General features: G+C 41.9%; 11 protein-coding genes. 6 read left to right on the forward strand and 5 right to left on the reverse strand.

From position 1 onward, the window contains the following. Window positions 1–9: 9 nt before the first annotated feature. From V6E90_RS21065 to V6E90_RS21080, 4 genes are all read right to left on the reverse strand, one after another. Entirely contained in the window at window positions 10–186 is a 177-nt protein-coding gene (locus V6E90_RS21065) for a hypothetical protein (RefSeq protein WP_016543210.1), read from the reverse strand. Then, window positions 170–1,330, reverse strand: a complete 1,161-nt coding sequence (locus tag V6E90_RS21070; RefSeq protein ID WP_065344242.1) for a PepSY-associated TM helix domain-containing protein — start codon at window positions 1,328–1,330, stop codon at window positions 170–172. The genes V6E90_RS21065 and V6E90_RS21070 overlap by 17 nt, the downstream gene beginning before the upstream one ends. Window positions 1,331–1,540: 210 nt before the next feature. Beyond that, entirely contained in the window at window positions 1,541–2,098 is a 558-nt protein-coding gene (locus V6E90_RS21075) for a VTT domain-containing protein (protein WP_016543208.1), read from the reverse strand. Between the two features lie 342 nt (window positions 2,099–2,440). Continuing rightward, window positions 2,441–4,369 carry an ATP-binding cassette domain-containing protein gene (locus tag V6E90_RS21080; protein ID WP_065344246.1) on the reverse strand — a complete coding sequence of 643 codons (1,929 nt, stop codon included), beginning with the start codon at window positions 4,367–4,369 and terminating at the stop codon, window positions 2,441–2,443. A 213-nt stretch (window positions 4,370–4,582) separates the two neighbouring features. On the opposite strand from V6E90_RS21080, the gene V6E90_RS21085 reads away from it, so the two are divergent. The 5 genes from V6E90_RS21085 to erpA all read left to right on the forward strand — a co-directional run bounded on the left by V6E90_RS21085 (window position 4,583) and on the right by erpA (window position 9,763). Then, window positions 4,583–5,590, forward strand: coding sequence for a putative solute-binding protein (locus V6E90_RS21085; protein ID WP_332606363.1), 1,008 nt, complete (start codon window positions 4,583–4,585; stop codon window positions 5,588–5,590). Between the two features lie 195 nt (window positions 5,591–5,785). Further along, window positions 5,786–6,787, forward strand: coding sequence for a putative solute-binding protein (locus V6E90_RS21090; RefSeq protein WP_004803362.1), 1,002 nt, complete (start codon window positions 5,786–5,788; stop codon window positions 6,785–6,787). Between the two features lie 216 nt (window positions 6,788–7,003). Then, window positions 7,004–8,011, forward strand: coding sequence for a putative solute-binding protein (locus V6E90_RS21095; protein ID WP_016543205.1), 1,008 nt, complete (start codon window positions 7,004–7,006; stop codon window positions 8,009–8,011). A 289-nt stretch (window positions 8,012–8,300) separates the two neighbouring features. After that, a complete protein-coding gene (locus V6E90_RS21100; RefSeq protein WP_065344245.1) occupies window positions 8,301–9,305 on the forward strand; it encodes a putative solute-binding protein in 1,005 nt (334 codons plus the stop codon). A 122-nt stretch (window positions 9,306–9,427) separates the two neighbouring features. Further along, on the forward strand, window positions 9,428–9,763 hold the full coding sequence (erpA, locus tag V6E90_RS21105) for an iron-sulfur cluster insertion protein ErpA (protein WP_016660072.1): 336 nt from the start codon (window positions 9,428–9,430) through the stop codon (window positions 9,761–9,763). A 52-nt stretch (window positions 9,764–9,815) separates the two neighbouring features. On the opposite strand, the gene V6E90_RS21110 is transcribed toward erpA, so the two are convergent. Continuing rightward, window positions 9,816–10,949 (reverse strand): anhydro-N-acetylmuramic acid kinase, encoded by a 1,134-nt coding sequence (locus tag V6E90_RS21110; RefSeq protein WP_016543201.1) that lies wholly within the window; start codon window positions 10,947–10,949, stop codon window positions 9,816–9,818. A 61-nt stretch (window positions 10,950–11,010) separates the two neighbouring features. On the opposite strand from V6E90_RS21110, the gene tyrS reads away from it, so the two are divergent. Continuing rightward, window positions 11,011–12,243, forward strand: a complete 1,233-nt coding sequence (gene tyrS / locus V6E90_RS21115; RefSeq protein ID WP_016543200.1) for a tyrosine--tRNA ligase — start codon at window positions 11,011–11,013, stop codon at window positions 12,241–12,243. Window positions 12,244–12,621: the final 378 nt, after the last annotated feature.

The raw sequence follows: 12,621 nt of genomic DNA on the forward strand, positions 1-12,621 counted from the left end.
CAATCAAGCTTATCTTTTACCACGCTGTAAAAGATAAGCTCGCCATCCTGCAAGCAACAGGGGCAGCAGGGTAATCATTAGAAAAATAACATCTGCCATACCATCCATTAGCAGCATTCCAATAATCCCACCAATACTGCAGAGTGCGAGTAACCATAAAGTACTGAGCTTATTCCATCGTTGCATTGTTGTTGCCTCCTTTTAAGCTCTTTTGTTGACGTTTTGCCCACCACAACCAGGCGCCATTCAGGGTAATAAATAGGGTGAGTAGGGTGCATAAACTCCATAGAATCTTTAATGGCAGGCCACCGTAATTGCCAAAATGCAGCGGTTGTGACAGTAAAATGGCTTTCAAATAAGTCGGTAATTCCTCAACAGTATCCACTTGTCCTGTTTCTGCATTGACCAAGGCCACTTTAAGCATCTTTTCTTTTAGCCCTTCATTGCCTTGTAACAGCACCATATAATGTCCTTGGGTGGCATATTCAGTTTTTGGGTAGAACACACTGGTCGGATGCCATTCTGTTTGACCCTTTTGTGCAGCGGCATAAACTTGATCAATGCTTAAATGGGGATGAATCACACGGGCATGCTGATATTTGTCTTGCAGTGCTTTCAGTTCAGTCATTTGCCAAACCCCAATTGCAACCGTGCCAAAACCCAGTAAAAAACCAGTGATCGTCACCACCAGCGCCCAGCCCAGTACAGCAGAACCAATTAAGTTATGTAGATCGAGCTGTAATAGCCGTTGCCCCTTATTAAAACGCAAAATGCCAAACAGGAATTTTTTCACGTACGGGGCATAGACCACCAAGCCAGAAATAAGGGATAACAACACTAAAAAGGCGATCAGTGCACCAATCAGTTGTCCAATAAAGCCTAAAAACCAGTTGGCATGCAGTTCCAGCAAAAAGCCCGTTAAGGTATCTCGTTCATTTGGTTGCTGAATCAAACGTGCCGTTCCAATGTCAGCAAACAGCCAACGTGCTTGTTCGAAGCTTTGATCGGGCTTGGCCATCCCAATCAACAGCACACCAGGATGGTGTTCAGGATCATAGCCTGTACTGATAATCTGCTCATTGGGGTAGGTGCGCTGTGCAGTCGCAATAGAATCGGCTAAAGGTCGTTGCTGTGCTAAAGAAGAATGCAGCGCTGTAGGCTCGACACCAAGTGCATGATCAATCTCTTCATGAAAGATCAGAATGACCCCAGTGATCGATAGAATCGCAAAGGGAATCACAATCACCAAGCTGACCCAGCGATGAATCCATAAATTAAGACGGTACCAGCGGGAGTTGGTTTTCTTGGTTGAAGGTACGGTTTGCTTCATAACTGATTTTCCCATGCGGCTTAGTGCATGGGATCCCCTTGATGATTAGATTTTTTATAAGGTGATTTTATTTTTATTGATAATTATTTTCATTATTATTTACGATTGTTTTTTGCGTTCCACGTGGAACTTAGCAGGGGATAAATTGATTAAAAAAAAGCAGGAGAGCTGAGCTTTCCTGCTGAATAAGAAAATAGTGTGCTATTAAAATTAACTTTCTACAAAATCGCTTACTTGAATCAGTGCATGACCGAACAGGTATCCAGCAGTAACCAGGACACTAATCCACAGCAATGCGCCTAAGATGTTATAAATCACAAAATGGCTATAGTTCATATTACTAGAACCAGCTGCTAAGGGCGCAAATGAACGGGCAAACGGAATAAAACGAGCCAGTAAAATGGTTTTTCCGCCGTGTTTCAGAAAGAACACATTGGTCTTTTGTAGATATTCTTGCTTAATAAAGCGCGATTTCATATTGAAAATACGGTCGCCAAAATGACGGCCAATATGGTAGTTCACCATATAGCCCAACGCTGCAGCAAAGAACAACAGGCTAATCATGTAGCCGAGGTGCATGATTTCCACCACAGAACATAATGCACCTACGGTGAGTAATAGACTATCACCGGGTAGGAAGAACATAAAAACAAAGGCGGTTTCTGAAAAAATAATCAGAAAAAGGATGGCATAAATCCATAAACCGTACTCTTGAACCAAGACCGGTAGAATATGTTCAAAATTAAAAATAAAATCTAAAGAATTCATTCAGTTTGTATGATCCAAAATAGAGTACTCACCAAATCAAAGTACAAAAAATGTGAAATGAATTTAACCCTCAGGATTCATTCGTCAGTTATAAATTTACAACAGTGGGGGTCGAGTATATCGAGCCTGAGACTAAAGCTCAATTTTCTGAGAAAATTCCAATTTTTACCTTATCTTAAATTACCGACAAATTCATGACATTTTTCATGCTATTCATAGTGTTTTTAAGTATCCGAAACATCTTTTAAGGCCATAAATGGGATGATTCTGTTTAAAACACTGACCTTAAATGTTGTGATTCATACACACTCAATCAGAGATGTGTATGAATCTGCGAACTGCTTAATCTGCAAATGAGCTTTCCAATTCTTCCAGTTCCATCATTAGTTCTAAAAGTTGTTCTTCATGCTGTTCCAACTTGGCTTTGAGCTCATTTTGTTCATTCATCAGCTTGATCAAATCATTTTTACGGTCGGCCTCATATAGAGCACTATCCGCTAAAGCATGTTCAATCTCAGCTAAGCGTGGTTGAACCTTTTCAATTTGAGCCTCGACTTTTTCGATGTTTTTACGAATTGGCCGCGTCATTTCACGGCGACGAGCTGCTTCTTTACGTTGCGCTTCTTTATCTACTTTTGCGGCAGGGGCTTGAGTGGTTGTACTTTGTTGCTGTGATGCATTTTGTGCATTGATCTGTTGTTGGCGCGCTTCACGTAACCATTTGGCATAGTCTTGTAAATCACCCTCAAACTCGGTGCATTGACCTGCATGTACTAATAACAAGTCATCACAGACACTCGCAATCAATTGGCGTTCATGTGAAACCAGCACCACTGCACCATCAAAGTCTTGTAACGCCATGGTCAATGCCAGACGCATATCCAAGTCCAAATGGTTGGTTGGTTCGTCCAGAATCAAGACATTGGGGCGTTGCCACACAATCAGGGCTAAGGCCAAACGGGCACGCTCACCGCCAGAGAAGCTCTCACATGGCGTATCCATCCGTTCGCCACTAAAGCCAAAACCACCTAAAAAGGCACGTAAAGCGGCTTCGCTGATTTTTTTATCGGCAATACGGGCCAATTGCAACATTGGACTGGCATGGGCATCCAAGGCATCCATTTGATGCTGAGCAAAATAACCAATATTGAGCAGTTCAGAAGCCTTACGTTCACCTGCAAGTAGCGGTAAATCACCGACAAGGGTCTTGATTAAGGTTGATTTACCCGCACCATTCATTCCCAATAAGCCAATGCGTGAACTTGGTGTAATTTGCAGGCGAATTTTTTCAGCAATGATTTTATCGCCGTAGCCAATTGTAGCCGCATCTAGACTGAGCAGCGGTGAACTCATTTTGGTCGGTTCACGGAAGCTAAAGGTAAACGGTGTATCAACATGTGCGGGTGCCAGCTGCTGCATACGCTCCAATTGCTTAATTCGGCTTTGTGCTTGGCGGGCTTTGGTGGCCTTGGCTTTAAAGCGATCAATAAACTTTTGTAGGTGTGCACGGGTTTCTTGCTGCTTTTCAAAGGCTTGTTGTTGCTGGGCTAAACGTTCACTACGGGTGGTTTCAAAGGTGGAATAATTGCCTGTATATAAGGTCAGTTCTTGATTCTCGATATGAAGAATATGATCGGTAATCGCATCGAGGAAATCTCGGTCATGTGAAATCAGGACCAAGGTGCCTTCATAGGCTTTGAGCCAGTCTTCTAACCACAAGATCGCATCCAAGTCCAAATGGTTAGTCGGTTCATCCAATAACAGCAGGTCTGAACGGCTCATGAGGGTACGCGCCAAGTTCAAACGCATGCGCCACCCACCCGAGAAGCTGGCGACATTTAATTTTAATTGGTGATCGAGAAAGCCGAGACCTGCCATCAATTGCGCTGCTTTGGCAGGTGCTGCATATCCGTGAATCTCGTCAAAACGACCATGCAATCGGGCTAAATCATCATTACTCAACTGGTCTGGATGGGCTAATTTTTCTTGAATATCCCAATACTCTTCATCGCCTGACAGGACAAAATCAATTGCTGGTATGTCCAAGGCTTTAATTTCTTGCGCCATGTGGGCCACAGTCCACACCGCTGGACGAGTCAGATTACCTTCATCTGCGACCAAATCTCCTAGAAATGCAGCAAATAAGGTCGATTTACCTGCACCATTCACGCCAGTAAGACCAATTTTCCAGCCTGGATGAAGCTGCATCGATGCTTTTTGGAACAGAACTCGCCCACCACGGCGTAATGAAACTTGGTCAAATTGGATCATGAGCATGCAAAATAGCGAATAGATAGCTGCATTTTAAGGTGATCGTCCATGAATGCAAATTTTTATATTTAAGATCAAGTTGTTCGAATTGAGCTGATCAATCAATGATAAAATAGAGTAAAAGCTCTATTTTTGTGATGCGAATCAGATTATTATTTAAATTATATGAAAAAATAAGCAACAAGACTAAAAGTAGTAGCATAGGATTTAAGGATGAAAAAGGGAATTCTTGCATTGGGGGCAATGCTGGTGTTGGGGACCTATACAGAAACACAGGCAGCGAGCAAAATTTGTGTTTTTGATTTGTTGGGGAAATCAGGAGAAGCCTATAAGGCTATGGAAGAATGGGCCTTGGCTGCTAAAGCATGGCGTGGTGATACCTTTTTGATCAGCTATCAGAATGAAGCGTTGGCTGAAAATGACTTTGAACAAGGCAAATGTGATGGCGTCTATATGACCTCGATGCGTGCGCGTCGTTATAACAAATTTGCAGGTTCGATTGATGCCATTGGCGCTGTGCCCAGCTATGCAATTGCACAGAAAGCGATTAGTTTTGCTTTGGACAAACGTAATCAACGCCGTTTGGTCAGTAGCGTTGATAATGAAAATTATGAAGTTGCAGGGATTTCGCAAATCGGCTTGGCCTATATTTTTGTCAAAGACAAGAAAATGAATACCATTGAGCAAATCAAAGGCAAAAAATTTGCAGTGCTGGGCTATGACGAAGCTCAAAAGATCGTGGTGAAAAGCCTCGGTGGACAAGCGGTACTTGCGGATATCTCTGATATCGCTAAAAAGTTTAATACTGGTCAGGCCGATATTATGGCGGCACCTGCCTATGCCTATAAGCCTTTAGAGCTGTCTAAGGGATTGGGAAATGAGGGCGCGATTATTACTTTCCCTGCGGTGAATATGACCATGGACTTGATTATCCGTCCTGAAAAATTCTCCAGTAATTTTGGACAGAACTCTCGGGCATGGTTTCTGAGCCGTCTAAATACCAATTTCGCACTGATCCAGCGTTTGGAATCTGAATTACCTGCCAAGTATAAAATTAACCTGAATAACGAGGATAAAACCCGTTATCAGCAAATCCTGCGTGAAGCACGAATGGGACTCACCAAACGCGGTATTTACGATGCCAGCATGATGAGTGTATTGAAACGCGCGCGTTGTACAGTCGATCGAACCAATTTTGAATGTACTTTGGGTGGTGAGTAAATCGCTGTGAAAGGACATGTTTTTAGCTGATTCGTGTCTACCTATCACTGGATCTGATTCTGTGATGCAGATGGTTAAAACAGATGAAAACCCGACATATGTATATAAAAGCGCTATTCTTTTGGTCAAAATCTGACTATATTGAATAAGCACTGCTGGAAAATTGTGCAAAATAGCAAAGTAAGGGAAAACAAGATGAAAAAAGGACTTTGGGCATTGAGTGCTACAGCTCTATTTGTCATGAGCACTCCTGTACAGGCAAAACAACAAATTTGTGTTTTTGATTTATTGGGTAAGGCGGGGGAGTCTTATAAACTGATTGAGGAATGGAAGCTGGCTTCTAAAACATGGCAGGGCGATGTTGAACTGATTCCTTATCAAGACGAAGAAAAAGCAGAAAAAGATTTCGATGCGGGCAAGTGTGATGGGGTCTATATGACCTCGATGCGTGCTCGTAAATATAATAAATTTGCAGGCTCTGTGGATGCGGTCGGGGCAGTCACCAGCAATGCCATTGCGCAAAAGGCGATTACGTATGTACTGGATAAACGTAATCAGCATCGTTTAACTGCAACGATGAACGGCGAGAAATTTGAAGTTGCAGGCATTATCCAAGTCGGGCTGGCGTATATTTTTGTACGTGACAAAAAGATCGACACCATTGAAAAAGCCAAAGGCAAAAAATTTGCTTATTTACATTATGACCAAGCGCAAAAGGCCATTGTCGAAAGCATCGATTTGGTGGCGGTACCATCGGATATTTCAGATTTTGTGAAAAAATTTAATAGTGGACAGGTGGATGTGATTGCAGCACCTGCCTATGCCTATAAGCCTTTAGAAATCAGTAAAGGTTTGGTCAATGGAGCATTGTTTAATTTCCCTGTAGTGAATATTACCGGTGACCTGATTATTCGTCCTGCACAATTCCCAAGTGGTTTTGGTCCACAATCTCGACAATGGTTCGTCAACAAACTGCCAAGTAACTTTGCCATGGTGCAGCGTTTAGAGGCCGGAATGAATGCCAAAAAGATTACTTTGACCAATGAAGATAAAACCCGTTATCAAAAAATGTTGCGTGATGGACGCATGAATTTAACCAAGCAAGGCGTGTACGATGCGAGTATGATGAATGTGCTGAAACGTGCCCGTTGTACGGTTGAACGGACTAACTTTGAGTGTACTTTGAGTGGTGAATAAAAAAGGAGAACAGTAGCCTAGATATAAATCTATACACAAAGTGAGGCAGATATAACAAAATTGCCTAAGAAAATAATAGAAATAGATAAAAGAGGGTAAAAAATAAACAATCTAGTCATAAAAATAGAGTATAAGCTCTATTTTTTTTCAAAAAACATGATTAATATTTGCTTCGAACAAGGAGACAAACATAAAGTTTGTGAAAGGATGAAAAATATGAAAAAAATTGCACTTGCTCTTGCAGCAACTTCGATCTTTGGTGTATCTGCTTCTACTCAAGCAGCAATTGATGTGTGTGTATTCGACTTATTAGGAAAGTCAGGTGAATCATACAAAATGATGCAAGACTGGGCACTCGCAGCGAAAGGCTGGGGCGCTGATGTTAACTTACTTGCAATCACGGATGAACAGGTTGCAGACAATAACTTTAAAGCGGGTAAATGTGCTGCTGTTGCGATGACAGCAATGCGTGCTCGTCCTTATAACAAATTTGCGGGTTCAGTTGATTCATTGGGCGGTGCGCCAAGCAATGAAGTTGCACAGCGTGCGATTACCTATGTACTTGATGCACGTAATGCAGCAAAAATGACCACTAATTTGGGTGGTAATAAATATGAAATCGCGGGTATCGCGCCTTTAGGTGCTGCTTACATTTTCGTACGCGACAAGAGCATTAACTCAATTGAAAAAGCAGCGGGTAAAAAATTCGCCGTATTGGGTTATGACGATGCACAAAAAATCATGGTACAACGCGTAGGCGCGCAAGCGGTACTTTCTGATATCTCTAACTTCGCTGCTAAATTTAACAACGGTCAAGTGGATATGGTCGGTGCGCCTGCTTATGCTTACAAACCATTAGAGTTAAGCAAAGGCTTAGGTTCAAATGGTGCGATGTTTAACTTCCCAGTGTTACAAGTTACTGCGGATCTTGTGATTCGTCCAGAGAAGTTCCCTGCTGGTTTTGGTCAAAAATCTCGTGACTACTTTGTAAAACAACTTCCAAAAGCATTCTCAATGATCAAACGTTATGAAGCTGAAATTCCAGCCAAATATAAAATGAACTTGAGTGCTGAAGACAACTTGAAATATCAAAAATTATTACGTGATGGTCGTATGGATCTGACTAAACGTGGTATTTACGATGCGGGTATGATGTCTGTATTGAAGAAAGCGCGTTGTTCAGTAGACAAAGCAAACTTTGAATGTGCATTACCGGGTGAATAATCCAGAATTGCTATAATCAAGACTTAAAGCCTAGATTGATCTAGGCTTTTTGTTTTTTTGTAGATGTCATTTAAGCCATTGTCTTGCTTTAAAAAGATCGTAATTATATAAAAATATAAAAACCAAATGGAATCTTGGTGATTTAAAAAGATGTTTCAATCAGGACGATTAAACATGACTGTATTCAAACATTGATTCATTGGTAAACCGTATTTCAAGATAGACCACCAGTCTTTTGATTTTGGATGGGATGCAACAACAATCAGCATAGATGCAAAGGAAAAATAAAATGCAATGGTTTAAAACTTTATTACTTGCGACTGGGATCGCTGCGGTATCTGCGGGCACTCAGGCAAAACAAACAATTTGTGTATTTGATATCGTGGGCAAAAGTGGCGATGTTTATGCATTAATGAAGGATTATCAACTCGCTGCAAAAACGTGGGGCGCTGATATTGAGCTGAAGGTCGGAACTAACGAAGCTGTTATTGCCGAAGATTTCAAGGCAGGTAAATGTGATGGGGTCAGTATCACAGGAATGCGTGGCCGTCAGTTTAACCAGTTTACCGGCTCATTGGATGCAATCGGGGCGATTACTGACCTTAAATTGGCCGTTAAAGTGATGCAGGGCTTAGCTAGCCCGACCTTTGCTAAAGCGATGGTGAATGGTAAATATGAAGTGGTTGGGGTCATTCCTGTAGGTGATGCCTATTTATTGGTGAATGATCGTAACATCAATACGGTGGCGAAGGCTGCAGGCAAGAAAATCGCTGTCCTAGATTATGATGAGGCCCAAAAAATTATGGCTTCACAAGTTGGCGCACAAGCTGTGAGTTCTGATATCACCAACTTTGGTGCCAAGTTCAATAATGGTCAGGTGGATATTATTGGTGCACCAGCCGCGGCCTTTAAACCTTTGGAACTGTATAAGGGCTTAGGAACCAAAGGGGCAATTGTCAATTATCCAATTCTGCAAGTAACAGGCAATTTAATTATTCATCCAGAGAAATTTCCGGCAGGTTTTGGTCAAAAATCTCGAGAGTGGGTGAAGGCACAATTGCCACGTGCATTTACCATTCTTGGGAAGATGAAAGCAGACATTCCACAAAAATATTGGATGGAAGTGCCCGCTTCTGATAAGCCTGGCTATCAAAAGTTGATGCGTGAAGCGCGTATCAACCTGACTGCAAAAGGAATTTATGACAAGCGTATGATGAAATTGTTATGGCAATTCCGTTGCCGTGAAGATGCCAAGAATTTTGAATGTGGCCTACAAGACGAGAACTACAAATAATCGTATAAAAAGTCTTTAATGGCACTTTAAACTTCAAATACAGACCCGATATTGAGTATGCTATACTACATATCGGGTCTTTTATTTATGAAAGACGTATTGAAGTCTGAGGAATATCTATCATGAACGCCCAAGCTCTAGAATTGTCAGATAGTGCTGCTAACAAAGTTCGCCAACTACGCGAAAGTGAAGGCAATAACGACCTTATGTTACGTGTTTATGTAACGGGTGGTGGCTGTTCAGGCTTCTCTTATGGCTTTAACTTTGCAGAAAGTGTCAATGAGGATGATGCTGAGTTCAGCAATGGTGATGTGAAAGTATTGGTTGACTCTCTCAGCTATCAGTATCTCGTGGGTTCTGTTGTCGACTATCTTGAAGGGCTTGAAGGTTCACGCTTTGTGATCCAAAACCCAAATGCGACCACAACCTGTGGCTGTGGATCATCTTTCTCGATTTAATCGATTTTTGATGTAAAAAAAGCTTCTCCAATTGAGAAGCTTTTTTATTGTTTTATACCATGGTGATGGTGCCGAGAATGCGATCTCCAGCTGCACCCGTCACCGCGGGTAAATTACCACTCAGTTGTTGTACGAAGCGCATAGCCAACCACGCAAAAGCAGTTGCTTCAACCCATGTTGGGGCTAAATCAAGTGCATCCGTGGTTTGTACTGACCAATTGTGTTTACGTAAGCGCCAACGGAGTTGCTCAAGTAAATGTGAGTTATAGGCACCCCCACCACAAACATAGATTTCACCCGTCGGCATGGTTTCTTTACTACGGTAAATCGCTTTTTTAATGGCGCGTGTGGTGAGTTTCATCAAAGTGGATTGAATATTTTCTGGGGTATCTTCCAGTTCATCATATTCAAGATCATTGCGCCAATCGCTGAGCTGCTCATCTAGCCATTCTAAATTAAAGTCTTCGCGGCCTGTGCTCTTCGGGGGTTCTTTGGCAAAAAACTCATGATTCTGTAGACGATCCAATAACGAACGGATGGGATTGCCATAGGCTGCCCAATCGCCATTTTCATCATAAGGATGTCCAGTATGGCGATGACACCACGCATCCATCAAGATATTGGCAGGACCTGTATCAAAGCCATATACGCCGTCTAGGTTATTTGCAGGCAGCATACTGACATTGGCAATGCCACCTAAATTTAAAATCACGCGGTGAATGCTGTCATGCTGAAACAGCGCTTGATGGAAAGCAGGCACTAAAGGCGCACCTTGACCACCTGCGGCCATATCACGACGACGGAAATCCGAGACCACAGGCAGTTGTGTGATTTCTGTGATGATATTAGGATCACCAATTTGTAAGGTGAAACCATGTTCAGGACGATGGCGAATGGTTTGTCCATGTGAACCAATCGCTTTAATTTGGCTTCGGTCTAAATTATTTTGTTCAATCAGTTGATTAATGCCATGCCCAATCATTTGCGCTAAAGCAACATCAGCTTTACCCATACGATCAATTTCATTGTCGTCAGGGAGTGTCAATGCCATCAACTCATCACGTAGTTCAGGCTCAAAAGGCACAGTCAGCGTGGCATGCAGTGTTAATGGATCGAATGAAGTTGCAACAATATCAACACCATCCATGCTCGTGCCTGTCATTACACCAATATAGATCGCGCTCATATACAACTTATCCTGCAAGATGCTGAAAAAATGTTAGTATATCGCACAAATTGAATAACTGATGTGTTTAGGTTTTGTGATGTCAAATTTCTTGCCAGCCGAAGAACAGCTTGCTCTCATTCAAAGAGGCACGCACGAGATTATCTCTGAAGAAGATTTATTGAAAAAACTCAAAGAGAATCGTCCACTCCGTGTAAAAGCAGGCTTTGACCCAACGGCTCCTGATTTACACTTAGGACATACGGTTCTAATTAATAAATTAAAAACCTTCCAAGATTTGGGACATGAAGTCACTTTCTTGATTGGTGACTATACGGCCATGATTGGTGACCCGTCTGGGAAAAGCGCAACACGTCCGCCGTTGTCTCGTGAGCAAGTTGAAGCCAACGCAAAAACCTATCAAGAACAGGTTTTTAAGATACTAGATCCAAATAAAACTAAAGTACGCTTTAACTCAGAGTGGTTTAATCAAAGAACAGCTGCTGATTTAATTCAATTGGCAAGCCAGCAAACCGTATCACGTATGTTAGAGCGTGATGACTTTACTAAGCGCTATAACAACCATCAACCGATTGCAATTCATGAGTTTTTATATCCATTGGTACAAGGCTATGATTCGATTGCACTTGAGGCAGATGTCGAATTAGGTGGTACAGACCAGACCTTTAACTTGTTAATGGGTCGTACTCTACAAGGTCGTTACGGTCAAGAATCACAAGTGTGTATTACTGTGCCGATTCTTGAAGGTTTAGATGGCGTCAATAAGATGTCTAAATCTTTAGGCAACTATATTGGTGTATTTGATACCCCTGGTGCGATGTATCAAAAAATCTTGTCGATGCCAGATAGCTTGATTGAACGTTACTTTGATCTACTGAGCTTTAAGTCATTGGATGAAATTAAAGTCTTGTTGGATGAAATGGCTGCGGGTCGTAATCCACAAGAAATCAAACGTATCTTGGCACTCGAGTTAGTTGAACGTTTCCATGATGCAGAAGCGGCTGAAAATGCACATAAGAGTGCAGGTAACCGTGTAACAGAAGGCGAAGTGCCAGAAGATACTCCCGAAGTGACCATTTCTCGTGGCGAGTTTGGTGGTGAGTTATTTATCGCAACCATTCTTCGTGTAGCAGGTTTAAACCCGAATGCAGCCGCTGCAAAAGACGCCGTGGGTCGTGGTGCGGTTAAAGTCGATTGGAATGTGGTTGATATGAGCTACTCTGTAAAAGAGAATGTCACTTTAATCATTCAATCGGGTAAAAAAGCGATTGCTCGTGTGACTTTTACTGATTAAATCACAATGGAAAAAATAAAAAGCAGGCCACGAGCCTGCTTTTTATACGTAAATAGCTGATAAAAACAACGAAAACACTGGTTTTGTAGAAAAAAGAAACATGCAAAAGAAAATAATAAAAAAGGGGGTTGCACCTGGCCTGAAATACTGTAGAATGCACATCCATCGGCGGTGATGTAGATAAAAACTTGTTGAGAAACAAGGATTTGGCTAGAAAGGTTGGATTCTTGGGTTGGTTGATAAGTTTGCTAAATATCTAAATTACCTGTTGACTTTTAAGAAATTGAGAGTAATATAGCCGACCTAGCTTGATGATGACGAATCATCGAGAAGATCATTAAGAGAATAGAAGAACAACTTGTGTGGATTTTTACTAGT

The organism is Acinetobacter sp. ESBL14 (assembly GCF_036668815.1).
In the GTDB taxonomy this organism is placed as follows: Bacteria; Pseudomonadota; Gammaproteobacteria; order Pseudomonadales; family Moraxellaceae; genus Acinetobacter; species Acinetobacter gyllenbergii.

What these genes read in the sequence shown, in the direction of transcription:
- V6E90_RS21065 (WP_016543210.1), bottom strand. Translation starts at nt 186, where the DNA reads ATGCAACGATGGAATAAGCTCAGTACTTTATGGTTACTCGCACTCTGC.
- V6E90_RS21070 (WP_065344242.1), bottom strand. Translation starts at nt 1,330, where the DNA reads ATGAAGCAAACCGTACCTTCAACCAAGAAAACCAACTCCCGCTGGTAC.
- V6E90_RS21075 (WP_016543208.1), bottom strand. Translation starts at nt 2,098, where the DNA reads ATGAATTCTTTAGATTTTATTTTTAATTTTGAACATATTCTACCGGTC.
- V6E90_RS21080 (WP_065344246.1), bottom strand. Translation starts at nt 4,369, where the DNA reads ATGATCCAATTTGACCAAGTTTCATTACGCCGTGGTGGGCGAGTTCTG.
- V6E90_RS21085 (WP_332606363.1), top strand. Translation starts at nt 4,583, where the DNA reads ATGAAAAAGGGAATTCTTGCATTGGGGGCAATGCTGGTGTTGGGGACC.
- V6E90_RS21090 (WP_004803362.1), top strand. Translation starts at nt 5,786, where the DNA reads ATGAAAAAAGGACTTTGGGCATTGAGTGCTACAGCTCTATTTGTCATG.
- V6E90_RS21095 (WP_016543205.1), top strand. Translation starts at nt 7,004, where the DNA reads ATGAAAAAAATTGCACTTGCTCTTGCAGCAACTTCGATCTTTGGTGTA.
- V6E90_RS21100 (WP_065344245.1), top strand. Translation starts at nt 8,301, where the DNA reads ATGCAATGGTTTAAAACTTTATTACTTGCGACTGGGATCGCTGCGGTA.
- erpA (WP_016660072.1), top strand. Translation starts at nt 9,428, where the DNA reads ATGAACGCCCAAGCTCTAGAATTGTCAGATAGTGCTGCTAACAAAGTT.
- V6E90_RS21110 (WP_016543201.1), bottom strand. Translation starts at nt 10,949, where the DNA reads ATGAGCGCGATCTATATTGGTGTAATGACAGGCACGAGCATGGATGGT.
- tyrS (WP_016543200.1), top strand. Translation starts at nt 11,011, where the DNA reads ATGTGTTTAGGTTTTGTGATGTCAAATTTCTTGCCAGCCGAAGAACAG.